This is a genomic window from Sphingobium baderi (assembly GCF_001456115.1).
In the GTDB taxonomy this organism is placed as follows: Bacteria; Pseudomonadota; Alphaproteobacteria; order Sphingomonadales; family Sphingomonadaceae; genus Sphingobium; species Sphingobium baderi_A.
Map to the genome: position 1 here is coordinate 3,097,921 of NZ_CP013264.1, position 24,934 is coordinate 3,122,854.

At 62.4% G+C, this 24,934-nt stretch carries 16 protein-coding genes; 2 read left to right on the forward strand and 14 right to left on the reverse strand.

Features of this window, described 5'->3' with window-relative positions; translation table 11 throughout:
- Nucleotides 1-470: 470 nt before the first annotated feature.
- From ATN00_RS15165 to ATN00_RS15205, 9 genes are all read right to left on the reverse strand, one after another.
- Nucleotides 471-1,388, reverse strand: a complete 918-nt coding sequence (locus tag ATN00_RS15165; protein WP_030090325.1) for a ribose-phosphate diphosphokinase — start codon at nt 1,386-1,388, stop codon at nt 471-473.
- A complete protein-coding gene (locus ATN00_RS15170; protein ID WP_425454911.1) occupies nt 1,385-2,956 on the reverse strand; it encodes a thymidine phosphorylase family protein in 1,572 nt (523 codons plus the stop codon). Before ATN00_RS15170 ends, ATN00_RS15165 begins: the two co-directional genes overlap by 4 nt.
- Nucleotides 2,953-3,990, reverse strand: a complete 1,038-nt coding sequence (locus tag ATN00_RS15175; protein WP_013846844.1) for a zinc-dependent alcohol dehydrogenase family protein — start codon at nt 3,988-3,990, stop codon at nt 2,953-2,955. The genes ATN00_RS15170 and ATN00_RS15175 overlap by 4 nt, the downstream gene beginning before the upstream one ends.
- 36 nt (nt 3,991-4,026) lie before the next feature.
- Nucleotides 4,027-4,860, reverse strand: a complete 834-nt coding sequence (locus tag ATN00_RS15180) for a universal stress protein (RefSeq protein WP_013846845.1) — start codon at nt 4,858-4,860, stop codon at nt 4,027-4,029.
- Between the two features lie 115 nt (nt 4,861-4,975).
- Nucleotides 4,976-5,983, reverse strand: a complete 1,008-nt coding sequence (locus ATN00_RS15185) for a zinc-dependent alcohol dehydrogenase family protein (protein WP_013846846.1) — start codon at nt 5,981-5,983, stop codon at nt 4,976-4,978.
- A gap of 31 nt (nt 5,984-6,014) precedes the next feature.
- Nucleotides 6,015-6,425, reverse strand: coding sequence for a group II truncated hemoglobin (locus tag ATN00_RS15190; RefSeq protein ID WP_013846847.1), 411 nt, complete (start codon nt 6,423-6,425; stop codon nt 6,015-6,017).
- A 47-nt stretch (nt 6,426-6,472) separates the two neighbouring features.
- The gene (locus ATN00_RS15195) at nt 6,473-6,880 is read right to left on the reverse strand and encodes a response regulator transcription factor (RefSeq protein WP_037446387.1); all 408 of its coding nucleotides are present in this window, start codon (nt 6,878-6,880) and stop codon (nt 6,473-6,475) included.
- A gap of 86 nt (nt 6,881-6,966) precedes the next feature.
- Nucleotides 6,967-7,581, reverse strand: coding sequence for a response regulator transcription factor (locus tag ATN00_RS15200; protein ID WP_013846849.1), 615 nt, complete (start codon nt 7,579-7,581; stop codon nt 6,967-6,969).
- Nucleotides 7,571-9,394 (reverse strand): PAS domain-containing sensor histidine kinase, encoded by a 1,824-nt coding sequence (locus tag ATN00_RS15205; protein ID WP_013846850.1) that lies wholly within the window; start codon nt 9,392-9,394, stop codon nt 7,571-7,573. Before ATN00_RS15205 ends, ATN00_RS15200 begins: the two co-directional genes overlap by 11 nt.
- 540 nt (nt 9,395-9,934) lie before the next feature.
- Between ATN00_RS15205 and ATN00_RS15210 the strand changes: the two genes are divergently transcribed.
- Both ATN00_RS15210 and ATN00_RS15215 read left to right on the forward strand, forming a co-directional pair.
- Entirely contained in the window at nt 9,935-10,429 is a 495-nt protein-coding gene (locus ATN00_RS15210; RefSeq protein WP_013846851.1) for an Hsp20/alpha crystallin family protein, read from the forward strand.
- Between the two features lie 100 nt (nt 10,430-10,529).
- Nucleotides 10,530-11,990, forward strand: a complete 1,461-nt coding sequence (locus ATN00_RS15215; RefSeq protein ID WP_119034650.1) for a bifunctional aminoglycoside phosphotransferase/ATP-binding protein — start codon at nt 10,530-10,532, stop codon at nt 11,988-11,990.
- A gap of 72 nt (nt 11,991-12,062) precedes the next feature.
- Here ATN00_RS15215 and ATN00_RS15220 read toward each other — a convergent pair whose 3' ends face one another.
- The 5 genes from ATN00_RS15220 to ppsA all read right to left on the reverse strand — a co-directional run bounded on the left by ATN00_RS15220 (nt 12,063) and on the right by ppsA (nt 24,898).
- Nucleotides 12,063-12,389, reverse strand: coding sequence for a TraR/DksA family transcriptional regulator (locus tag ATN00_RS15220; protein WP_013846853.1), 327 nt, complete (start codon nt 12,387-12,389; stop codon nt 12,063-12,065).
- 54 nt (nt 12,390-12,443) lie between these two features.
- Nucleotides 12,444-12,680: a hypothetical protein gene (locus ATN00_RS15225; protein WP_013846854.1), complete on the reverse strand. Its 237-nt coding sequence runs from the start codon at nt 12,678-12,680 to the stop codon at nt 12,444-12,446.
- Nucleotides 12,681-12,791: 111 nt separating this feature from the next.
- Entirely contained in the window at nt 12,792-21,203 is an 8,412-nt protein-coding gene (locus ATN00_RS15230; protein ID WP_030090319.1) for a GH36-type glycosyl hydrolase domain-containing protein, read from the reverse strand.
- Between the two features lie 3 nt (nt 21,204-21,206).
- On the reverse strand, nt 21,207-22,220 hold the full coding sequence (locus tag ATN00_RS22970) for a universal stress protein (RefSeq protein WP_013846856.1): 1,014 nt from the start codon (nt 22,218-22,220) through the stop codon (nt 21,207-21,209).
- A 296-nt stretch (nt 22,221-22,516) separates the two neighbouring features.
- On the reverse strand, nt 22,517-24,898 hold the full coding sequence (ppsA, locus tag ATN00_RS15240) for a phosphoenolpyruvate synthase (RefSeq protein WP_030090317.1): 2,382 nt from the start codon (nt 24,896-24,898) through the stop codon (nt 22,517-22,519).
- Nucleotides 24,899-24,934: the final 36 nt, after the last annotated feature.

The following is a 24,934-nucleotide window of genomic DNA, read 5'->3' on the forward strand; positions in this document are numbered from 1 at the left end:
GGGCAGGATCAGAACGGGACGCCCAGATGCGAACAGGCAACGCTCAAGCGTATCACGTCGAATTGGCGGATGGTCGTAATTGTCCGAAGGACCGAACAGGACGAGGTCGGCATAACGGGCATAGACCGCGGTCTTGGCGAAGATCACCGCCGGCTGGTCCGAAATCGTCCTCACCTCTACGTTCGTGGAGCGGGCGAGCATCGCGATCCGCTGCTGCTTCGCCTCCACCGCTTCAGTATAATCGGGAAGAAGTACATAAGGCAGTGCAACCGTCAGGGCATAGTCGCTCGCGGGGAGAGCCGACAGCACGACGATGGCAAGGCTGGCGTCGTGGAACTCGGCAAAGGCAAGCGCATCGCGCAAAAACCGCTCGTCCTTGTCTCCGGTATCGACGACGGCGAGAATGTCCTTGATAGCCATATGTCCCTCCAGCTTTGAGCTATTCCTGCTACCCAGCGCCGTGATGGGATTCATTCGGGTGTTATACGTAGCCGACCGGCGCCCCCTTCCATCTGCCGGGCCAGCGCATCGCCAAGCAGTGCGCCAAGAGTGATCGCGTTACTGGCATGCGAGATACTTTCGGTCGTAACCATGCGGCAGCCGACTTCCCTGAGCAAAGCCTCGGCACCAGCCGCGAAGAGGCCGTGAACAGCCAGGCAGATCGGCGGAGGGAAGCCCTGGTCGATGATCTCGCGCGCGGCGTTGGCAAGGGTGTGTCCCGACGAAATCACGTCATCGACGAGGATCGGCGTGCGGCCTTTCCATGCCCCCAGGTCCGAGGCCGCGATAAGGACGTCCCGATCACCGCGCCGCGATTTCGCGAAGACCGCATGGGGCGCTCCGATAAGCCTGGCGATTGCGCCCGCCCACTGCTCGCTCTCGCTGTCGGGTCCTATGATGAGCGGTGCATCGACATTGGCCCGGACCCAGTCCGCCAGAAGCGGAGATGCCGCGAGCGAAGCCGTCTCCATCGAATAGATCTCCCCCAGATCCGCGTAGCGGTGGAGATGCGGATCGACGGTCACGAGCCCATCGAACTCGGATGAAAGGAGCTGGGCGAACTGGCGGGACGTCAGCGCTTCGCCATCCTTGAACCGCCGATCCTGTCGCATATAGGCAAGATAAGGCGCCACGAGATGGACCGACCGCGCCCCGCTCTCGCGCAGCAGCCTTGCAGCAAAGAGCAGCCGCATGATCTGGTCGTCGGGCCGCGCGAGCGTGCATATGACGGCCACGGCTGATCCCGACACCCCGGAGCGGAGCCGGACATAGCTCTCCTGATCGGGAAACCGGCGAACCTCGAGCGTGCCTGTCGCCCACCCGGTATGTTCCGCGATGGATGCGGCCAGCCGTTCGTTCCCGGGCATGGAAAACAGCATCGCCGTCATGGCACGATCGCAAGCATGTCGGCATTGGCGGCGGCGTAGGTCAGCGCATAAGCCATTTCACCCTGCGACTGGGCGTGGAGGGTCAGCAAAGGCTGGCCAGCGATAACGTCGTCGCCCAGGCGAACATGAAGAAGCATGCCCGCGGCCGGCGAGTCGGGCGCGCCCGCCAGCTTCGCAAGGCGCGCTATCCGGCGATTGTCGATATGGGTGACGCGGCCGCTATGCGCCGCCAGGATCGGATGGGTGAGCCTGGCCGTGGGCGGGGTGCGCATGCCGCCCTGGGCCTGGCATATCCTTTGGAACCTGTCCCAGGCGCTGCCGTCGGCCAATGTGCGTTCGGCGCGCGCGCGTCCCTGGCCTTCTTCCGCGACCTTCCCGAGTTCGAGCACCACGCCGGCGAGCGTGCAGGCGCGGTCCCGAAGGCCCGGCGGAGCATCGGCATCGCCTGTCAGCACCGCCAGCACGTCGCGCGCCTCCAGGGCGGGCCCGATCGCCCGGCCGACGGGCTGGGTGCCATCGGTCTGGACACAGCGGATAACAAGGCCAAAACGGGCGGCGACGGCGCCAAGCGTGGCTTCCAGCCGTTCGGCCGCCGCGACGCTGCGCACCTTGGCGGTCGGCCCGATCGGAATGTCGAGCACCACATGGGTCGCGCCCGCCGCTATCTTCTTCGACAGAACGGAGGCGATGAGCTGCCCCTCCGTATCGATGTCGAGCGCGCGTTCCACGCCGATGAAGATGTCATCGGCGGGACTGAGGCAGACCGCGCCGCCCCAGGCGAGGCAGCCGCCCTCGACCGCCACCACGCGCTGCATGGCGCCAAGGTCGAGATCGACCCGGGTGAGCGTCTCCATGGTATCGGCCGTTCCCGCCGGGGACGTGATCGCCCGCGACGACGTCTTGGGCATGGTCAGACCGCAGGCGGCAGCGATGGCGACGACGATCGGGCTCGTGCGGTTGCCCGGCAGACCGCCAACGCAATGCTTGTCGACGACGATCTCGCTCGGCCAGCGCAAACGGTCGCCGGCCTCGACCATCGCCCTGGTGAGATGGTAGGTCTCGTCCTCGTCGAAGGGAAGCGTGGCGGTAGCCGTGAGGAAGGCGGCGAGGTGCACATCGGCATAGCGGCCCGCCACCACGTCACCGACGATGCTGGTCAGCGCGGCCCCGTTCAGCCTGTGTCCGTAGATGCGCTGGCGGACGCAGGCGATCGATTCGAGGGGCGGCGCATGACCGACCTGGACAACGGTTCCCTCCTCCACGCCAAGCGCGACCCAGGCCGCTTCGGACAGACCGATCTCGTCGCCGGCCAGGAAGTCGCCCTCCACCTGATAGAGCGTGGCCGCGATCGGCTGGCTGCCGTTGCGGATATAGACCTGGGTGTGCGCGGCAAGGCCCTCGGCATGGCACACCGGGCTGTCGGTCCGCATGATCGCGACCAGCTCATGATGCGTGTGAAGGCGCAGCCGGCGCGCGCGCGCGAACGATGGTTCCGCCGGTTCGGAACTCCCTATATTCGGATGGAATTGCTGCGCATCGCCCGGAATATCGCTGGAAACCCCGATCACGTGTCGATCACCACCTTCAAGGCATGAGTATCGGCTGCGCGCGCGAACGTCTCATACGCCTCCAATATGTCCGACAACACGAAACGATGGGTGACGAGCTGTTCGGGCCGCAGGCGCTTGGCCTCGACCGTCTTCAGGAGCATCGGCGTGCTGACGGTGTCGACGAGCCGGGTGGTGATGGTGATGTTGCGCGACCAGAGTTCCTCCAGATGGAGGTCGACCTTGGCGCCGTGGACACCGACATTGGCAATTACCCCGCCGGGCGCGACCAGTTCTTCGCATAACGCGAATGTCGCAGGGATCCCGACTGCTTCGATAGCCGTATCGACCCCCTTGCCGTCGGTGAGCTCTCGAACCAGGCTCACGACCGGATCACGTCCGCTGTTGAACGTGTCCGTCGCGCCGAACTTGCGCGCGACGGCGAGGCGATTGTCGTCGAGATCGATCATGATGATCCGGGCCGGTGCATAAAATTGCGCAGTCAGCAGGGTCGCCAGGCCGATCGGTCCAGCGCCGACGATCGCGACGCTGCTGCCCGGTGCAACCTTCCCGTTCAGGACGCCGCACTCATAGCCCGTCGGAAGAATGTCGCTCAGCATGACGAGGGCATCCTCATCGGCCCCCGGCGGGATCGCGTGAAGGCTGTTGTCGGCATGGGGGATGCGCACGAATTCGGCTTGCGTGCCATCGATCCTGTTGCCCAATATCCAGCCGCCCTCGACGCAATGCGAATACATGCCGCGCCGGCAATATTCACACCGGGCACAAGAGGTGATGCAGGAGATCAGGACATGATCTCCGGGCTTGAAGGCTCCAACCGCGGTTCCGACCTCCTCCACGATCCCGACACCCTCATGTCCGAGGATCCTGCCCGGCTCGCACGTCGGCACATCCCCCTTCAGGATGTGCAGGTCGGTGCCGCAAATGGTGGTCTTCGTGATCCGCACGATCGCATCGCCGGGTGCCTGCAAGGCCGGCCTCGGGCGATCCTCGAGACTCTTCTCGCCGGGGCCATGATAAACGAGAGCTTTCATGATCTCCTCCGTTCAACCGTTAGACGGGTTCGCCAGTCAGTGTACGAAAACGATCGGCAGGCGCTGATGATCGATCAGTTCCCGCGTCACGCCGCCAAGCACGAACTCGAGTGCGCGCGAACGCCCATAGCCACCGATCACGAGCACATCGGCTTTCTGCTCCACTGCGTAATTCTGAAGGACAGCCGACGTATCCTTACCGGATGAGCTGATCGGACAAACGCCGCCGCTATGGCCATGTCGCGCGAAAAGGCGGGCGATCTGGACACCGCCCCGGTGCTCCCCGGATTCGACACCCGGATCATCGACAATCGCAACGTCGATACGGGCATCGGGTTCGGCCAGATTGAGAAGCGCCCTCGCGGCGCGGAACGATTCAAGTGATGCGTTCCAGCCCAATACGGCGTGATCGATGGGACCAGGATTCCAGGAGGCCGGCAAAATGACCGTCGGCACGCCCGTAAACAGAAGCGCCTCGGAGATACGGCGCCTCAAGCCATCCCTTTGCCAGCGCCCGACACCCGGAATCAGCGCGATATCCGCGTACTGGCCTTCAGCCTTCACGAGACCGGGTATCAGCCCGCTGGCCTCGAACACCGAGTGAACCTCTACTTCGATCGCGGTATTCCTGGTTCGTTCGCGAACGGCCGCCAGATGTTCGTCGCGCTGGTCCTCGGATACCGTGATGGCCTGCGCGAAAGCCATCGCATCAGCCGCCGCGGCGAATGCGAGATTTTCGGTCACGACGACGATCGTAAGCGCCGCTTCATGCATACCGGCATAGGCAAGCGCCTGATCAACGGCGGTCAGGGAATGCTCTGCACCGTCCACGACGACGAGCACATGTTTGATCTGTGAAATGCTGCTCATGATCGCATCATGGCCCCGGCCATTGATGACCGCACTCCGTAACTTTACAGAGGCACCGCGTGACGCGCACTCGCCCCTGGGGCCGTGAAGAGGGCGCTTCGCGGCGAGTGCATACTCAAGCCTTCGCGTAGTTCGATGGCACCAGGACGGCCGCTCCAACAACGGCGCCACTGCGCAACCGCTCAAGCGCGACATTGGCTTGAGCCAGCGGAAAGACCGTCGTCACGGATTTGACGTTGGCTTTCTGCGCGATCTCGAAAAAGCTTGTGCCGTCTTCGCGGGTCAGATTAGCCACCGATGCAATGGTTCGCTCACCCCAGAGGTCAGCATAGGGGAACGACGGAATGTCGCTCATGTGGATCCCTGCGCAGATCACCCTGCCTCCCTTGTGGACTGCACGCAGCGCGCGCGGAACAAGATCACCGACGGGGGCAAAGAGGATCGCCGCATCGAGTTCCACGGGCGGGTCATCCTCCGATGATCCGGCCCAGGCGCAGCCGAGTGATCGCGCAAAAGCCTGTCCCTCGTCGTCTCCCGCCCTGGTAAAGGCATAAACCGCCCGGCCCTGCCACAGCGCAATCTGGGCGATGATATGCGCGGCGGCGCCAAATCCGTAGAGACCGATCCGCGTTCCCTCCCCCGCAGCGCGCAGGGACCGCCAGCCGATCAGCCCGGCGCACAGCAAGGGCGCGGCTTCTTCATTGGAAAAGGCGTCGGGTATCCTGAAGCAGAAGCGAGCGTCCGCAACCGTATGGGTCGCATAACCGCCATCCCGGGTGCATCCCGTGAATGCGGGACTATCGCACAGATTTTCATGACCTGTTCGGCAATAGTCGCAATGGCCGCAGCTATGTCCGAGCCAGGGAACGCCGACGCGATCACCGATCGCGACATCGGCGACCCCTTCCCCCGCCGCAACAACGATGCCGACAATTTCGTGCCCGGGAACGATGGGGAGGCGGGATTCGATCTCCCCATCGACGATATGCAGATCGGTTCGGCAGACGCCGCAAGCAGCGACCTCGATGAGAAGCTCGCCTCGACCAGGCGTTGGAACCTGTCGCGCAACGAGCCGCAGCGGCGTGCCGACCGCTTCGAGCTGCATCGCGAACATCTCGGTCATAGTGATTTCTTCGCCTGTTCGCGCCGCGGGGTCACGCTGCCGACGCGGCACGCGCCGCCATGCCCTGCGCCATGTTCGACAAGGCTTCGGCCATCTTGACGCCCAGGGCAGGATCTACCGTCGAATCAGCGATGGCGCGGCGCATCGCGTCACACCACTGATCCGCTGTCTCACCAGTGATCGGCAGGCGCGCATGGGCCGACATCATGCAAACGCCAGGGTGATCATCAAACCAATCTCGCGGTCCGCCCAGCCATGCGTTGAGAAAACCGGCAAGCGAAACGCGCATCGGCCCCAACTCCGGGGCGTGTAGCGCACGCAACTCCCGATAGGCGTCCTCCTGATCCATCAGATCATAGAAGCGGTCTACGATATTCCGGACGACGACGGCCCCTCCAACCAGATCATAGGGCGCCTGCTGTTTCTGTTCCGCTGCTGTCACACGTTTCTCCTGTTATGCTGCGCACTCCCTTTTGGTCGAGCGTCGTTTCAAATGCGCTTTCCCACGCCCGTCAGCCTGGCAAGCGCGCCAGTCAGCGCATGTTCCCGCAGGGGCTTTTCCAGAACCTGGGCGAACCCCTGCGCCAAGGCACGCTCGGTCAGTTCGGCCGATGGGAACGCGGTGATGAGTATGGCTGGACCCGGCCAGCCACGTTCGCGCAGGCGGCAAAGCACCTCGATGCCATCGCTCTGCTCCAATCGAAAATCAGCAACGAAGCAGCAGGCATCCCCCGATAACGGATCGTCCAGAAGCGCCGCACCAGCCGCATAGGCCCGGACGTCAAAACCCTGCGCACGAAAGAGAAGCTGCAGTGAACGGCGAACACCGGCGTCATCCTCGACCAGAAGAAGACGCGGGCGTTCCCGCAACGGGGCCGCAATATTCTCGCCTGACATCTCACACCATCGGCCCAGCGGCATTGCTGGTCCCTCGGACGATGTCAGGAAACGATCCCCGGGTCGCTACGTAAGTGTCCCGATCCTCAGCCCGTGATCCCCGCGGAAAACGCGATACGGAGCGCCTCCGACAGGCTGCGAACGCCCAGCTTGGTCATGAGGTTGGCGCGATGCACCTCTACGGTGCGCGGCGAAATCCCAAGATCATAAGCGATCGTCTTGTTTGGCAGTCCTCGCGCAAGCCCCTTGAGCACATCCTGTTCGCGCCCGGACAGAGCGGCGATGCGGATCGTTGCGTCGGCGGCGCGGGTTGCCCTGCCTTCAACGTCGGCAAGCCGTTCGAAGGCACTTTCAATAGCCGCGAGCAACACCGCCTTCTCGAACGGTTTCTCGATGAAGTCGACTGCGCCGGCCTTCATCGCGCTTACAGCGATCGACACATCGCCATGCCCGGTCAGGATGATGACGGGCATCGCGATACCGCGTTCGTTCAATTCCTTTTGGACTTCGAGCCCATCCATCTGAGGCATACGCACATCGAGGAGAATGCAGCCCTCGGCCGCGTTCCTCACGTCTTTCAGAAATTCAACACCGGAGGACCAGGTTTCGACCGAGAAACCTGATTTCTTGAGCATGAAACCGGCAGATCGACGGATTGCATCTTCATCGTCGACGATGTGGACGATCCGCTTATCCTCCATAAGATTGCTCCCTATCTGCCCTGACCAGTGTGAAATGGAATTGCGTGCCGCCCCCTTCCGCAGGCTCCATCCAGATGCGCCCGCCATTGGCTTCGACAATCGTTCGACAAATCGAGAGACCCAACCCCATGCCGTCCGACTTGGTGCTGACAAAGGCCTTGAAGAGCTGGGCAGCGACCTCGGGGGCCATTCCCGTGCCGGTATCGGACACCGTGACACGCACAAAACCCGCCTGGTCGGGACCGGTGCGGATGGTGAGCACAGGCCTGGCGCGCGCATTCATGGCCTCGACCGCATTGCGGATCAAGTTCACGAGGACCTGCTGGATCTGGACCTTATCGACGAGGACCGTCGCAGCTTCGTGATCGATGTCCATGCGGGTTTCGATCGATTTCTCGCCCGCGCCCATCAGGCCGAAGGCAGCCGCTTCGTTAATGAGGTTGGGCAAGTTCTCGACAGTCTTCTCGACCTCCCCCCTGGCAACGAAATCACGCAAACGGCGCACGATATGACCCGCGCGCATCGCTTCCCCCGCGGCGTCTGTCAGCGCCTCCCGGATGTCGGGCAGATCATCGGGATCTGGCTGGTCGAGCAGGTCCCGGACCGCTTCGAGATAGTTGGCTACGGCGGTGATCGGCTGATTCAGCTCATGGGCGAGCGTCGACGCCATCGTCCCCATCGCGCTGACGCGCGCGACGTGGATCAGTTCGGATTGAAGCTGCTCTAGCCGCTCCTGTGTCCTTTGGCGATCCGTCAGATCGCGAATGAAGCCGGTGAACAGCCGCTGGCTCTCGCCGGCCGCTTCTCCAACCGACAACTCCATCGGGAAGGTCGTCCCATCCTTTCGCAGTGCAAAAACCACGCGTCCGATCCCGATGATGCGCCTCTCTCCTGTACGCAGATAGCGCTCGAGAAAACCGTCATGGCGTTCGCGATAAGGCGAGGGCATCAACATGCTGACATTGGAACCCAGGACTTCCTCCTGAGTGTAACCGAACAAACGCTCGGCCGCCGTGCTGAACGACACCATCGTGCCGCCTTCATCGATGACGATCATTGCATCGGGGACCGTCGACAAAATCGAACGAAGATGCGCTTCACTGTTGCGAAGAGAGCTCAGCGTTGCTCGCTGGTCGGTGATGTCGTGGACAATTGTCGCGAAACCGCCCAACGATCCGTCGGGTTTTTTCAACGCGGTGATGGAAATGTGAGCCAGAAACTCACTGCCATCCTTACGAATCTGCCACTCGTCGATCTCGATCTTGCCACGGTGTTGTGCTTCGGCAAGCAAGGACGTCGGCTTGCCGCTGGCGACGACATCGGCCGGATAAAACCGATCTGTAAGCTGGCCGGCCATCTCGGCCTCTGTCCAGCCTTTCAGACGCTCGGCGCCCCCGTTCCAGATCGTGACCCGTCCTTCAGCATCGAGCATATAGATCGCATAATCTTCCGCCCCATCGATGAGCAGGTTCAGTTCTGCGGCCAGCATCCTCGTCCCGTCCGCGAGATCGCGAGCGCGTGAGAGAGTACGATGGTGATTCCGCCAAAGCAGAGCCATGGCGGCGAGAAACAGGAACAGGGCAACCCACTGTTCTGCCACGGTCGGCCAACCGTCAACGATTGCGAGCGTCGTAAGGGTAACGAGCGTGACGCCCGCCAACACCACGATATCCGGCCTGAGCGCCACGAGCACCATACCGGCCACGCCGAGAGAGACGAAATAATGAACGCTCTCGTCGATCTGCCGGCCAAGCTGCCATCGTGTGACCACCGCGATGACGGCGATAGCCAGTCCCGCAAGGGACGCGGTCAAAAGCCGGGCATGGATCGAACGGTCAACCAGTGGCGCAATGGCACCCGCTTGCCATGAATGGAGGAATTTCCCGGATCGCGGAGCGGTTTTAATGATGACTCTGCCTCTTCGTCGTCAGAAGGAAGCAGCAAGCGCTGATACCCCTTTCTGTCTCAAGCCTATCAACAGCGCCTCGTGCGATCCATTAAAATTGGCAACCATCTCAACGATGATGTTACTTGCTTTGGAGTTCAGCGCTGGAAACATGTCCAGACCGTCGCATCCACGAGCTTCAAACCGTCGGCGTTCTTTAGGCCGGGCTCTTCGGATTGTCATCATCCGTGCGACTTGCGCGCTGCTACCTGAACCAATGGACCCGCGGGTCCATTGTGAGATGGTGAGCGCCCCAAACGCCCCTCAGTAACTTTCCGGATAGAGCCCACCCAGGCAACCGCATAGCCTCCTCCTCGCTCGAGGGCCGGATCGCTGTTGGCCTGATTCATCGGCCATCCCCCCCCGCCCAATCCGGACCTCGAGCATTCATTTCGCAGGAGGTCCGCCATGAATGATCAGGTTCCAGCGACCACGTCCAAGGCCAATCCGATCAGCCCAATTCTCGATCATCCGGTTGATTGGCTTCGCACGGAGATTGACCGCCTCTTCGAAGATTTTGGCCGCCCCGCCGCCAGTCTGTTCGGTGTCGGCAATCGATCTTCAATCGCGCCAGTTCCGGCTGTTGAACTTGTCGATGAGGACAAGGCCTATCGCCTCACCGCCGAGCTCCCTGGCCTGTCCGATGATGATATCGATATCAGCGTCGCTGACGGTCTCCTGACGATAGCCGGCGAAAAGAAGGAGGAGACCGAACGCAAGGACAAGGGCTATGTATTCAGCGAACGGCGATATGGCTCCTTCCGGCGCCAGGTATCCTTGCCCAGCGACGTTGACCCGAACGCGATCACCGCTGCATTCAAGGATGGTGTCCTCACCGTCACACTGACCAAGGATGAAAATGCGCCAGCGCGGAGTCGGAAGATCGAAATCGGGCAGGCATAGCAGTTTGCCGGAGGCTTCGACGGGACCTCGGCACCACGCAGACCCGCAAGCCGACGTCATAACCCTTCTCGAGGGACGAGCCTTCGGCTCTGGAGAGCCCATGCGTCGGATCGACACGCATGCGGCGCGTCTATTCCTCGTCGGCGATCGCGCATGGAAGCTCAAGCGTGCCGTCCAGTTCGACTATCTGGATTTTTCAACCGCCGATAGACGCCGCGCCGCCCTGGAAGCGGAGCTACGGCTTAATCGCAGGACCGCGCCGGAACTCTACCTGGCGGTTCGCCCGGTATCCAAGAATTCGGCGGGCTGCCTGAACCTCGATGGCGACGGAGAACCTGTCGATTGGCTTCTGGAGATGCGCCGCTTTCCCGATGACGCCTTGCTCGATCATGTGGCAACCCAAGGTGGCCTGACCGATGTGCTGATCACGCAGCTCGCAGACCGGATCAAGGCATTTCATGATGGCGCCGAGACGTGCCTGTCCGGATCGGGGCGCAGCCGTTTGGAAGCCGTCATTGCCGGGAATGATCGAAGCATGGCTCGATTCCCCGACATTCTTCCCGCTCGGCTCGTGAGAGACCTGATCGACAGGCAAGTCGCCCTGCTGGCCCAGCACTCCGATCTGCTCGATTCACGTGCGCGAAGCGGGCGCGTGAGACATGGCCATGGCGATCTGCATCTGGGTAACATTGCCGTGATCGACGGGAGCCCCGTCCTGTTCGACTGCCTGGAATTCAGTCCCGAACTTGCGACCGGCGATGTCCTTTACGACCTTGCGTTCCTACTCATGGATTTATGGGGCCGCGGCCTTCATTGCGAAGCGAATGCCCTGTTCAATCGCTATCTGGACATTTCCCCTCAGGACGATGCCGGCGTGGCCCTTGTGCCGTTGTTTCTTTCGATCCGAGCCGGGATTCGCGCCCATACATCGGCCGCACAGGCGAGCGATGGTTCAGACGAAGCTCTGACCCAAAAGGCCAGCGCCTATCTGACGCTGGCGCGCGCAGTGCTCGAACCGGTGCCCGCGCGGCTCGTCGCCATTGGCGGGCTTTCCGGATCCGGCAAGTCCACAATAGCGAAACTGATCGGCCATTCCCTCGGCGAGGTTCCAGGCGCGCGTATTCTGAGATCCGATGTGCTGCGGAAGCGACTTGCCGGCGTGCCGCCAGAATCGCCGCTTCCCAAAGACGCATATACCCTGTCCGCGAACGCAGCGATTTACACAGAGCTGAGACGGCTGGCGGGACACATGCTTTACGCCGGGCATTCGGTGGTGGCCGACGCTGTCCATGCGAAGCCTGAAGAGCGCACGGAGATCCATCAGGTCGCACTGCGACGAGATGTGCGGTTCGATGGGATATGGCTCGACGCATCACCCGATATGCTGACGGCGAGGGTATCCGCCCGGACACATGACGCTTCCGACGCCAACGGCGCCGTTGTCGAATTGCAGACTCGCTATGATCTGGGTGAGATCGACTGGCACCGCGTCAACGCGGCGGATGACCGCAAGACGGTCGCAACGCAAGTCATGGACGTCCTGGATGTTCGCCATTTGTGACGGGGAATGATGCAGGCCGCGCATGTCGCCCCAGCCGAAGGGATTCTCCATCCGGTGAGGTCGCGATGCCGATCATTGTTCGGCGCGCGCGCAATCGATGCACAATGCTGCCTCCGGCCGTGCATCCAGCCGAGCCGGTGCAATCTGCGACCCACAACGAACGCATTCGCCATAGGTGCCCTTCGCAATTCGCTCCAGGGCACGATCGATCGAAGCGGCCTCCCGCACGATCAAGCTTGCCTCGGCTTCCAGACCCGCATCATCTTCGACTTCGACGGCCTGTTCCGATGAGTCCGCATTAAGGGGCTCAGCCAGATCCGCATTCACTCGCGTCAGCCGAGCGCGAAGTTCCGACAGTCGCTCTGTCAGGCGCTCTTCTATGGCGGCTGTGTCAGTCACGGAGATTCCTTCAGAACAGTAGGTACCGAAATCGGCTTGGGGTTCGGTGCAGATTTATAGCGCCTTCTTCAGACGCAGGTAAGCCGAACGAAGTTCATCAGCGAGCACCTGGAGCGCGGCCTTGATGTTACCGCCGCTCTCCTGAAGGCGAGCTTCTGCAACGAAATGGTGCCATTTGGTTTCGAGCTCGTCCCACTCCTCGCGAGCTTCCATCGCGCCCAGATGCACCTGGACCTTGGCTTCGTCCCGGAGCTTGGCAAGATCAGCCTTAAGTTCTTCAATGGTGCTCATCGGTCGCTCCCCGGCAACAAGGTGTTGAGAAGTGTTCCTGTAGCCGAGCCTGAAGCACTGGGCGCTACGTAAAGCACCGGATACACGTTGGCCCCGGTCCTGGATTGCTCTTCAGGCTCGCTGCGCAACCCGCACGACGACTATCCGCGTATGATCGTTCTCGGGGAACGGGATTCCGCGTGCGTCCCAGAGCGTCCCTTCAACCTCGATTACCGGTTCTTCGCTCTCCAGAGTATCATCCGTCTCGATCGTCACATGAATAGACCCACGGCCTCGCCGCAGGGTCAATTCGACGCTCTCCCAGTCCCTGGGCAAGACGGGGCGCACCTGAAGTTCGCCGCCCACGAGCCGAACGCCAAGAATCTCCTCTACCGCCAACCGCCATGTCCAGGCTGCGGCACCCGTGTACCAGGTCCAGCCACCTCGGCCGAGGTGGGGCTCCATGCCGGCAATGTCAGCCGCCACGACATAAGGCTCGGTTCGATAATGGGCGGCGCTGCGAGCCGTCGCGGCATGCTGAATAGGATTGATTCGGTCGAAGAGCGCCTTGGCCCCATCACCATCCCCCGTGCGCGCGAACGCGAGCGCGAGCCAGCTTGCCGCGTGGGTATACTGGCCTCCATTCTCGCGAATTCCCGGCGGATAGGCCTTGATATAACCCGGCTCACGCGGCGTGCGGTCAAAGGGCGGATCCAGCAGACGCACGAGACTGTCGTCATCCCGAACCAGATATCGTCTGGCCGAAGCGAGCGCCGATCGGGTACGCTCGACCTTGCCGGCACCCGACAATACGGACCACGACTGCGCGATGGAATCGATGCGGCATTCCTGTTCTTCCGACGCGCCCCATGGACGGCCGTCGTCGTCGAATGCGCGCAAATACCATTCGCCATCCCACCCCGACCGTTCCACCGCGGCCGCAAGCGTCTCTGCGCGGCCGTTCCAATGGTCGCGGAACTCGTTCCGGTCCGCATCCACACAATGACGCGTGAAATTTCGGATGGTCGCGATGAGAAACCAGGCGAGCCATATGCTTTCGCCATGCCCCCGGTTGCCCACGCGATCCATGCCGTCATTCCAGTCCCCTGCACCAATCAGCGGGAGGCCATGAGACCCGAGGCGGTAGGCGTGGGAAAGCGCGCGCTCGCAATGAACGAACAGGGATTGCGTGTAGTCACTCACCTCGAAACGCGCATAGCGATCGGTTTCTTCGGCCGTGAGCGGGGGCGCCCGCAGAAAAGGAACCAGCTCGCTCAGGATGGTTTTGTCTCCGGTCGCCTCAACATAATGAGCAACGGCGTACGGTAGCCAGACCAGATCGTCCGAGCAGCGCGTGCGGACGCCGCGATCCAATGGCGGATGCCACCAATGCAGCACGTCGCCTTCCTCGAACTGATGGGCAGCCGCGGCAAGGATATGCTGCCGTGTTGCATTCGGATCGGCATGGATCTGTGCCAGAACATCCTGCAGCTGGTCGCGAAAACCGAAAGCGCCGCTCGCCTGATAAAAGCCCGCGCGAGCGCGGATGCGGGCGCTGAGCGACTGGTGCGGCAGCCACCGGTTGACCATCAGGTCAAAGGCGGGATCGGGCGTCTTGACCTGCACCGCGTCCAGCCTGTCCTTCCAGAAACCGGCACACTCCCGCGCCGCGGTCTCGAAGGCCGATGGGTCCTGCCAGCGACGGACAAGGTCACGCGCGTGATCCAGGTCGTCGCCCTGCCCCAGCACAAAGCAAACTTCTGCGGTTCCTTCAGCCGGGATATCAAGATGGACCTGCAGGGCGGCGCAGCAGTCGTCACCGGCAGCATGCTGCCGGTGACCAAGATCCCAGTTCAGAAGTCCGAGGGGACTGGTGGGGTCGGCGTCATCGCCGTGAAAATCGTAGCGTGAGGTGGTGAGCGTGTGGACCGGAAGTGTCGAAGCAAGAAAGGAGATGCGGTCGGCAAATTCGTCGGTCCAGGGATTTTGGCCGAGAATCGCGTGCGAGATCGGATCATAGAATGAGCGGCGCAGGGGCGCCTGTTCTCCTTGCACAGCGCCCATCAGCCATTCGGCATAGTAGGTAGCCGTGATCCGGCGCGGACGCGGCAACTGATTACGCAAGCGAAGCCGGACAAGCTTCACGGTGTCGTGCGTCGGCACGATGACGGAGAGCTCCTGTTCAAGGCCTTCGCTATGCCGGTGCCAGGACGTACGGTCGGGGCCGTGATCGATGCGGCATGCCGTGTCTCCACCGGCCGGAAGCGGCGTCGGCGTCCAGAGCCGTGCGTTTTCCTCATCGCGCAGATAAAGGCGTTCGCCTTGAGGATCTTCGACAGGGTCGTTGAACCACGGCGTGAGACGGTTTTCACCACTGTTTATCGCCCAGGTGAAGCCCAGACCGCCCTCGGTCACGATCGTCCCGAAGCCGTCGTTGGCGAGGACGTTGGCCCAGGGCGCAGGGGTCGGCGCACCGGGTTCCAGATAGATAGTATAGTCGCCCGTATCCGGATCGAAGCCTCCCCACCCATTATCGAATTGCAGATCAGCCGGGCGCGGTACGGGCGCCGTCATGATTGTACCGGAGTTCGCCCCGACCGGCGCGAACAGCGGGCCCGGATGCGGCGGCTGGTCGTATCGCGCAAGCTGGTCGACTAGGCTGCCGCCGGCTTCGTCAAGGATGAGGCGGGCAACCTGATCGAGAAGCGCCGCCCGCTCGCCATCGGATGGACCGATGCCGACGAGGTGTATCCCGGCATGGGTGCCAAGGCGATCCTGTAGCCCGGCATCCTTCAGCACTTCCAGAAGACGCTCGCGGACGGGCTCGATATAGCCCGACGTTCCTTCATGCGTCACCACCAGGTCGATCGGCATACCACGCTGCCGCATGAGCTTGTGGAAGGAGAGAAGCTGTCGAAGCAGGTCCTGCTGCTCCGCGGTTCCGGAACGCAGCATCAAAATAGGATGGTCGCCCGATATCCCGAGCGCCCAAAGGTCCCCGCGCCGAAATGTGCGCGCGCCGGCCGATCCCGGCTCTGCCGCTCTGGTGAGAAGAGTGGACAGCAACGCCTGCGCCTGCGGCACGATGTGCGGCTGCAGGCCCAGCTTGTGCATCTCGCGCGCCGCCGCACTTGCCGTATCGCTCACAGCCCAGTCGAGTGACGGCAGGGTGGTAAAGCGCTCGGCAAGTTCGAGGGCCGATTGCCGGGATCCAGCCGCAATGGTGACGAAGGCGAATTCACGTCGCGCGCGCGGAGGCAGTTCCACCGTCATCCTGATCGCGCAGATCGGATCAAGCGTCCAGCCGAGCGGGCCACCAGGCAGTTCCCCGGTCAACAATGCGGGCCGCCTGGGGCACCCATATCGTCCGATGAAAGCGCTGCGATCGGCTTCGAGACCGAGCAGGGTAACGCCATCTTCATCCCCGATCACACGGGTCAGCAGGACGGGCGGACGTTCCGCCGAACTGCGCGGCCGCCGCGTGAAAAGCAGGCCGTCATTGCCAGGCAAGGCTTCCGCCCCCACGAACAGCTTGCTGAAGGCAGGGTGGCGCGCCGCGTCCTGGGCCGGAGCCAGAACGATCTGCGCGTAGCCCGTGACTTCGATGGTCCGGGGCTTATCGCTATCATTGACAAGAGCGACACGCCGGATCTCCAGGTCGTCGGCATTGGCGACATTGATCGTTGTCGTGACCGACAAGCCGTGGGCGCGCTGGTGGAACTCCACCTGATGCGCTTGGAAGATCACCTCCGGCGCGTCTTCGGGTCGAGAAAAGGGGCCGCCCGTTGCCGACCAGGTAACATCTGCATCCCGGTCGTGCAGATAGATCCAGAAACCTGCGTCCCCACGGGTCAGGGCATGCTGGTTCCAGCTCAGCCCACCTGCACCGTCTGTCCGAATGCGGCTCGAAAGCCGGCCATTGCCGAGAATCTGCCACGCGTGCTCCCCACGGCGCCGAGTGGGTGCCCAGCCGTAAAGGCCCGGAATCAGTTCGTCGGGTTCCGGCTGTGGCTCACGAACCTCAAGCCGCGCGATCTCGGGCGGCAGCTCCCATGGAATCCTTTCGTTAAGGAGCAGGTCGACGGTGCGGATATGAGGATCGGTGTGGAACCAGCGCACGAGCATGTCATCGCACAACGCGTTTCCGAGCGCGGCAAGGCTCATGCCATGATGATGAGCCATGTAGGAGCGCACGACGGCAAAGCGTTCACCGTCAGGCGCCCGCTCGGGCGTGAAGTCGACCGCTTCGAAAAATCCGTATCGGCCGATGAGGCCAAGATCCGCCAGAGTTTGAAGGTTGCGCGTCGCCAGCGCGGGCCGGATCGTCAGCGCCAGCGCCGTCGCATAGGGGCTGATAACCAGATCGCGCCCCAGACCTCGCTGGAGGCCGAGCGCAGGGACGCCGAATGCGTGATATCGGTAGACGCGGTCCTCGCCCATCGATGCGAAGGACGACTCCGAAATACCCCAAGGCATATCATGTGACCGCCCGAATGCGATCTGGATAGCAATCGCGGTCCGGTCACTCATTCCGAGCAGGGTTTGGGGATCGCTCTGCAGGAAGATGTTCGGCATCAGATATTCGAACATCGAGCCGTTCCACGATATCAACGCCAGGCCTGCGTGCTGCTTGGTGATGGGCCGCCCGAGATGGAACCAGTGCAGAGGCTCTATGTCGCCCTTCGCGATGGCGAAAAAGCTGGCGAGGCGTGCTTCGCTGGCGAGCAGATCGTAGTGGTGCGGATCTATTCGATCGGCGCTCACATTGTAGCCGATATGAAAGAGCCGGCTGCCGGCATCGAACAGGAACGAGAAGTCCATGGCGTGCGCGGCGGCGTTAGCGCGACTGGAGAGGTCATCGAGGCGGTCATGAAGCGCTTGCCGGGCCGCCTGGCCTTCCTCGATCGCCGCCTGGAGATCGTGCGCCCATTGCCGGCTTTCCGCCGGTAGCTGGTCTCTCGCCGCATTGAGGACGCCAATTGCTGCCGCGGCGCCCGCGTGCGTGGACGGCAGCCGGTCGTTCGCCAACAGGTCGGCGACTTTTGCCGCGACGTTCGAACACTCTGCCGGATGCGCCGCGAGCGTCTCCCACCAGGGCGAGAACAGCCGAAGGTCTCGCCGCATGCCGGACAGATGATGTTCGAGCCGCTCCAGCCAGGCTTGGACATTCCGCAGGGAGGCGATTTCATCCTCGCCGACGCTTTCGGCCATCAGGGTAATCTGCTCGCGCAGGCGAGGAAGATCGATCGACAGGAGATCGTCGATCCTCTCGGCCCAGTCTTGCCTCCCTTCCTCAATCCTGCGGGCGGTTTCCCGCATAGCCTCAAGGATCGAGCCGGCGGCGGAGGCCGCTTCGAGGTCGATCGTCGCAATCGCTTCGGCGAGCAACTCGATATTGTCGTCAAACCCTCGCCACAAATCCGTGGCGACCGGTGGCAAGCTTCTGGCTTCCTGAAGGGCTCGCGCGACGGTGATCAGACTGACCGCGAGATTTCCGCTGTCGACGGTCGAAACATATCGGGGCTCCAGGGCCGCGAGCGTTCTCGTCTCGTACCAGTTGAGAATATGGCCGCGGTAGCGGTCCAGGCGATCCAACGTATCGAGCGTGTTGTGAAGCCGTGTCGCAACCTCGTTGAGGCCGATATGTCCGAGGCGCCAGGCAGTGAGGACCGATACCATCATCATTCCGATGTTGGTCGGCGAGGTTCGGTGCGCGATTTCCTCGTCGGGCGGCTCCTGATAGTTATCGGGTGGCAGCCAGTTGTCCTCGGGGCGCACAAAGGTCTCGAAAAAGAGCCAGGTGCGCCGCGCCATCAGTCTCAGGAACTTTCGATCGTTTTCGGACAGCGTGTCCTTTGCCGGCTCAATCGGACGGCTGATCCGGATCGCGATCTCAGGCGCAATGAACCAGAGCAGCAGCAGGGGAGCCGCGACAGGCAGGGAAGCGGGCGCCGCAAGGAACAGACCCGCGCCGATGATCAGCGCGAACACCGGAGAGGCGGCCATGTCACGCCATGCCGCCAGTCGCGGATGTCGCGCCGCGTTGCGCGTCGCCATGTGGGCGGCCGACGTCCATTCGAGCTTTCTTTGGCCCGAATGGAGACGCCATAGGGTGATGGCAATGGCATGCAGCGCTATCATCGCGTCACTGACGAGAAAGACGATAGCGAGAAACCAGCGACCCGCGTGATCCGCCAGACGTCGCAGCAGGTTCTGCATGACGCCGCGGCGGCGGCCCTGCGCGAGGCCGGTCACGAGGTCCGTAAAGAGATATGCACCGGGCGCGATGACGGCAAGCAAGGTCCAGACCCAGGGCTGCCCATGGAGAAGAAACCATCCACCCACCAGCAGCGCCACAATACTCGCTGGAATTATGCTGCGCCGCAAATTGTCGAATATCTTCAGCCGATCGAACCAGCCGAGCCGGTTGCGCAGCCATCGGCCATCGCCGCCGGGCACGAAGGGAAAGAGCCATGGCAGGATCTGCCAGTCCCCACGGACCCATCTGTGCCAGCGCCAGGTGAAGTCGAGATAGCTGGTCGGGAAGCTCTCATAAACGATCGCATCGCTGACCAGCGCCGCTCGCCCGTGCAGTCCTTCGAACAGGTCATGGCTGAGAAGTGTATTCTCGGGAACGCGCCCTTCGAGGCTCCGATGAAAGGCCGCCACATCATAGAGGCCCTTGCCCACGTAGACGCCTGTGCCGAGCAGATCCTGATAGACGTCGGATACGGCGCGCGAATAGATATCGATGGTCGTGTCACCGCCATAGAGGCGCGAAAACAAGGATTGGCCGGTCGCTTCCGGCGCCAGCTCAACGCGCGGCTGAAGAACCGTATATCCTCGTTCGACCGCGCCGGTCGCAGCGTTGAAGTGGGCGCGGTTAAGGGGATGAGATAGCGTCCCCACCAGTCGCCGGACGATGCCGGCCGACAACCTGGTATCGGCATCGGCCGTCATCACGAAACGGCATCGCCGCAACCGTTCGATGCTACCGACGGTCACATTGAAGGGGGACGCATCTCCGTTCAGGATGAAGGCGTTGAACTGCTCAAGCTTTCCGCGCTTTCGCTCCCAGCCCATCCAGCAGCCCTGGGCCGCGTTGAACCGTCGTGGCCGATGCAGCAAATGGAACGGCCCATGTCCCTTGGCATTGGCAAAGCGCGCGTTGAGTTCCTCGATCCCGCTGGTCAGCGCGCGAACGATATCGGCATCGACCGAGACACTTTCCTGTGACGCATCGGCGAAATCGCTGAGCAGCACGAATTCGAGCGCGGCATCGGGATTGGAAAGGCGGTGTGCCTCCAGGCGCCGAAGCAGCGGCGCGATATCCGACAATCGCGCGACCAAGACAGGCATCACGACTGCCGTCGCCGAACTTTCGGGGATGCCGTCCTTGAAATCGAGCTTGGGGAGTACGTTCGGCCGAACGATGTGGGTCACGAGCCAATTGACGAAGGTGATGCTCAGGATCGATGCGGGTAGCAGGGTGAGCGCGATCCCTAGAAGCCAGGATCCGGCGGTGGCGCCGGTGGAAACCAGATAGGCTGCGGGTAGAGCAAAGCCCGCAAGGCCCGCGAGCAGCAAGGCGGCTGCATAAAGCAGGCCTGGATAACGCAGCGCGCGTCGCAATATCGAGCCCGGCGTCCATGGACGAGGATCGATCGCGTCGGCAAAGGCAGGCCGTCCGATATCGATGAGCCAGAAGCCTACATGGCCCGATGGCGCTTCGTCGCTGCTATAGCACTGGCGCAAGGCACGCTCGGCGACATCCCATTCCGGGAGTCCCGACTGGTCGGCAAGCTGCTCGACCGCATGGCGATATCGATCGCGCGTATCGAAGTCCATATGTGGATAGACGCCTGCCGGGTCGCGCCGGAGGATGGCTTCGACCTGGCTCGTTCGATCGAAGAAGTCGTTCCATTGAATCGTCGCGATCACGCCAAGGTTCGCGATTGCGCGCGCGACGCATTCCGTATCGTCAAAACCAACCATCGCCGTGTCGGGCGTCTCGACGATCTCAAAGGGCGGCTCGACCTCCGGGAAGAGGTGGCTGAAACCTCCGATGAGCAATTCCAGGCAGACTATGCGCAGCATGGTCGGGAAGGCCCAGGTCTCGGCGATGCTGAGCGGCATCTTCTTTTGATATTGCTCTACGAACAGCACCGCGCCATTCAGCGAGACCTGCAGGTGAGAAGCCTGCAGCAAGGCATGGGCAAGCTGATGCACGCGAGGGCGACCGAGCCCGTCCCCGGAGATCGCCGGAAGTTTCGCGTAGAACTCTCCGGGAAGATCCTCGCGGATCTGCAGGATGGCGCGTTGTATCTGATAATCGTTGTCGAGCAGCCATTCAGCCGCGGCGCCTGCGCGCTTGTCGGCCTTGGCGGCCGCCTGTCGGGCCTGCCTCAGCCAGGTCTTCATCTCCTCGAGATGCGCCCATGCGGGCAGCGGCACCGACTTGCCGAGCAGTCCTGTCAGGCGATGACGGTCGGCGACCTCCTCCGCCGCCCCGGCGAGCGGATCGCGCTCCTCATAATCGGCCATCAATCAGACCTGAATGGCCGTTGGCAATCTCACGCTCTGGCTGGCGGCAGGCGAAGTCATTTGCGCCTTGCGACTCGCCGAAGGCAGGACGAGCATCGGGACACTGCAATGGGCCATCAGATAGGAGGCAACCGTTCCGTACGGGACGTCCCTGACATGCTGATGCCCGTGCCCGCGTGCGGACATCACCGCGAGATCAGCCGCTTCGCGATCGATCAACGCGCAAAGCGTGTCGCGAACGTCGCCGCCACGGATGACAATCGCGCGAGCGCGAAGGCCCATCGCCGAAAGATTGGACCTGGTCCGATCCAGATAGCTGCGCGCGGCCTGCTCGTTGCGTTCGATCAGGTTTTCGCGCAGCGTCTCGTCTTCGGTTTCCAGGGGTCGCGCCTGGATCATTTCGGGCGTGGGGACGACATGAACGAGCAGCAGCTCAGCGTCGGCTGCCTTCGCGAGGCGCACCGCAAGGGGCAGCACGCTTTCGGCCCAGCGCGAGCCATCGAGCGGCACCACGATCCGTCGATAGGCCGAACCCGGGACGGGCGCTTCCACCGGAACAAGCAGGACAGGGCCTGGTGCCTGGGACAGCACCTTGTGGACTGTGCCCCCGACGCCGTCGCGGCCGGCTTCCTTTCGTCCGCGCCTGCCCAGCACGACCATCCCTTCGTCACACTCCCGCACGTACCGGCAGATTTCCTCCGCCGCCGGTCCTTCTGCGAGCTCAATGGTCGTTTGAGATGAGGACGGTTCGATCGTCGCAGCACAACGATCGAGCACCCGCATGGCCTCGCGGCGACGAAGATTGCACTCGATGGGGTCAGGCCGTGCGTCGGGCGACGCGTCTCTGTCCAAGACCTGAAGCAGCGTTACCGGAACGTCGAGCGTTGAAGCCAGAGCAAGAGCGTGTGGATAGATCCACGCGTTGCGATCGGTGCAATCGATGCACGCGACGACGCCGGATGTCTTCGCGGACATTCGGGGCTGGGAGAAGGATGGAAAGGCAGATACGGCAGACATAGGAAAACCTCCTGTTGCCGTCCGTCTCCCCGCTACCGGCGGCGCTCATTCCGACTGTTGCTATCAACGTCATCTGGCCGGACCCTGTTCCCCGATTCCAGCCAGCACTCAAAGGCTATCGGCGGTTCCAGGATGGGGCCATTAGGGCTTTTACGAATGCCGCCGGACTCAGACGACGTTCTCGGGTAACCTTCCCGAGCTCGCGATTGCGCGACAATATGCGGGTGAACCCAGGCGGATCAGCACCGGTAGACGCAATTTCCTGTACCTCGCATCAGTGTCATTTCACCCGGCGCTCAGCCCGATTGTCCCTCCGCCTCCGCGACGGCCTTGATCGTTCGCACGAAGCTGTCGGGATTGAGCGACATGGAATCGATACCCTCCGAAATCAGGAACGCCGCAAAGTCCGGATGGTTGCTCGGCCCCTGGCCGCATATGCCGATCTTGATGCCCGCCGCGTGCGCCTTGCGAATGGCTTCCGAGATCATGCGGGTGACGGCTTCGTCTCTTTCATCGAAGAGATTGGCCAGAATCCCGGAATCGCGGTCGACACCCAACACAAGCTGGGTGAGGTCGTTGGAGCCGATGGAAAATCCGTCGAAGCGCGTAGCGAACTGCTCGGCGAGAATGACGTTCGAGGGTATCTCGCACATCATGTAGATTTGCAGCCCATTCTCCCCGCGGCGCAAACCGTTCTCGGCCATCGCTTCGAGCACGCGATCCGCCTCGGCCGGCGTGCGGCAGAAGGGGACCATGACGATGACGTTCGAGAAGCCCAGTTCCTCCCGGACCCGCTTGAGCGCGCGGCATTCGAGAGCGAAGCCTTCGCGATACCGTTCATCGTAATAGCGCGAGGCGCCGCGGAAGCCGAGCATCGGATTCTCCTCATCCGGCTCGAAGGCGTCGCCGCCCACAAGGTGCGCATATTCGTTCGTTTTGAAATCGCTCAGGCGCACGATGGCGGGGTGCGGGTAATAGGGACTTGCAAGCTTCGCGATGCCGCGCGCGAGGACATCGACAAAAAACTCCGATGGGTCGGAATACCCCTTGGTCAGATCGCGTATTTGCCGTTGAGCTTCAGCGCTCACGCGATCCGGGTGAACCAGTGCCATCGGATGCACCTTGATATGCGCGTTGATGATGAACTCCATGCGCGCAAGGCCGACCCCTCGGGCAGGAAGCCGCCACCACTGGAATGCCGCCGCCGGGTTCGCGATATTGACCATGATGTCCGTCCGGGTGGCCGGCAGGGAGCCGATATCCACGTCCGTCACGGAAAAATCGAGTATGCTGGCGTAGATTGTTCCGACGTCACCGTCAGCGCAGCTGATCGTGATCTCGCTGTTCTCGGCAATGATCTCGGTCGCGTTTCCGGTGCCGACGATTGCGGGAACACCGAGTTCGCGGCTGACGATGGCAGCGTGGCTGGTGGTGCCGCCATGATTGGTCACGATCCCCGCCGCGCGTTTCATGACCGGAACCCAATCGGGGTCAGTCGTCTCAGTGATGAGAATAGACCCGTCCCGGAACTGGGCGATGTCGGCGGCGGTCCGGATGACACAAGCCTTGCCAGCAGCGATGGCTGTTCCCACCGCCGCGCCCGTCAATAGCGGGTCGCCTTTCTCCTTGAGGCGGTAATGCCGGAATGTCGAAGTGCTGGCCTGGGCCTGAACCGTTTCGGGACGCGCCTGGACGATGTAGAGTTCACCAGTCTCGCCGTCCTTCGCCCATTCCATGTCCATGGGACGCTGGTAATGGTCCTCGATTGCCACGGCCCACCGCGCGAGCTGGACGATATCGCTGTTATCGAGAACGAAGCTCTGACGCTCCTGCTCGGTTGTCTCGACGATCCTCGTACGGTGGCTTCCGCCTTCCCCATAGACCATGCGGAACGCCTTACCGCCCAACTCCTTGTCGATGATCGGTTCGGTCCCCGGCTGCGCGAGAAGCGGTTTGAATACGACATATCTGTCCGGGTTTACGCTCCCCTGGACGACGGTCTCGCCCAGCCCCCAGGCGGCGCTGATGACGATAGCATTTGGAAAGCCAGTTTCGGTATCGATCGAGAACATGACGCCCGATCCGCACAGGTCCGAGCGGACCATCTGCTGAATGCCGATCGACAGCGCAACCTCGAGATGATCGAAGCCTTTCGCATCGCGGTAACTGATCGCGCGATCGGTGAACAGCGAGGCGAAGCATCGACGACAGGCCGCCAGAAGTGCGGCCCGGCCCCGGACATTGAGGAAGGTTTCCTGCTGGCCCGCGAAGCTCGCATCCGGCAGATCTTCGGCGGTCGCGCTGCTGCGCACGGCAACGGCGGGACGCTCTGTGCCGGTACGCCGGCCAAGTTCCGCATAAGCGGACACAATCTCCTCGGCGATATGGGAGGGCATTTCCGCTTCCAGAAACAGACTCCTTATAGCCTGCCCCGCTTCCTGAAGGGTGCATCCGCCGGAGTGGAAGGCGGAGAGATGTTCCGTAATGCGGGGTGCAAGCTCATTGTCGTGAATGAACGCCCTGTAAGCGTCCGCAGTGGTGGCAAAGCCAGAGGGCACCTTCACGCCCTTCTGAGCGAGGGCCGCGGTCATCTCGCCTAAAGACGCGTTCTTGCCGCCTACGGCCTGCACATCAGCGATACCGATGTCTTCGAACCACAAAATCATCGGCTTGGACATAGCTCATCTCCAGCTTGCGTAAGGTGCCAGAGGCCG

What these genes read in the sequence shown, in the direction of transcription:
- ATN00_RS15230 (WP_030090319.1), bottom strand. Translation starts at nt 21,203, where the DNA reads ATGGCCGATTATGAGGAGCGCGATCCGCTCGCCGGGGCGGCGGAGGAG.
- ATN00_RS15225 (WP_013846854.1), bottom strand. Translation starts at nt 12,680, where the DNA reads ATGAGCACCATTGAAGAACTTAAGGCTGATCTTGCCAAGCTCCGGGAC.
- ATN00_RS15215 (WP_119034650.1), top strand. Translation starts at nt 10,530, where the DNA reads ATGCGTCGGATCGACACGCATGCGGCGCGTCTATTCCTCGTCGGCGAT.
- ATN00_RS15185 (WP_013846846.1), bottom strand. Translation starts at nt 5,983, where the DNA reads ATGACCGAGATGTTCGCGATGCAGCTCGAAGCGGTCGGCACGCCGCTG.
- ATN00_RS15200 (WP_013846849.1), bottom strand. Translation starts at nt 7,581, where the DNA reads ATGGAGGATAAGCGGATCGTCCACATCGTCGACGATGAAGATGCAATC.
- ATN00_RS15165 (WP_030090325.1), bottom strand. Translation starts at nt 1,388, where the DNA reads ATGACGGCGATGCTGTTTTCCATGCCCGGGAACGAACGGCTGGCCGCA.
- ATN00_RS15210 (WP_013846851.1), top strand. Translation starts at nt 9,935, where the DNA reads ATGAATGATCAGGTTCCAGCGACCACGTCCAAGGCCAATCCGATCAGC.
- ATN00_RS15195 (WP_037446387.1), bottom strand. Translation starts at nt 6,880, where the DNA reads ATGTCAGGCGAGAATATTGCGGCCCCGTTGCGGGAACGCCCGCGTCTT.
- ppsA (WP_030090317.1), bottom strand. Translation starts at nt 24,898, where the DNA reads ATGTCCAAGCCGATGATTTTGTGGTTCGAAGACATCGGTATCGCTGAT.
- ATN00_RS15180 (WP_013846845.1), bottom strand. Translation starts at nt 4,860, where the DNA reads ATGAGCAGCATTTCACAGATCAAACATGTGCTCGTCGTCGTGGACGGT.
- ATN00_RS15175 (WP_013846844.1), bottom strand. Translation starts at nt 3,990, where the DNA reads ATGAAAGCTCTCGTTTATCATGGCCCCGGCGAGAAGAGTCTCGAGGAT.
- ATN00_RS22970 (WP_013846856.1), bottom strand. Translation starts at nt 22,220, where the DNA reads ATGTCTGCCGTATCTGCCTTTCCATCCTTCTCCCAGCCCCGAATGTCC.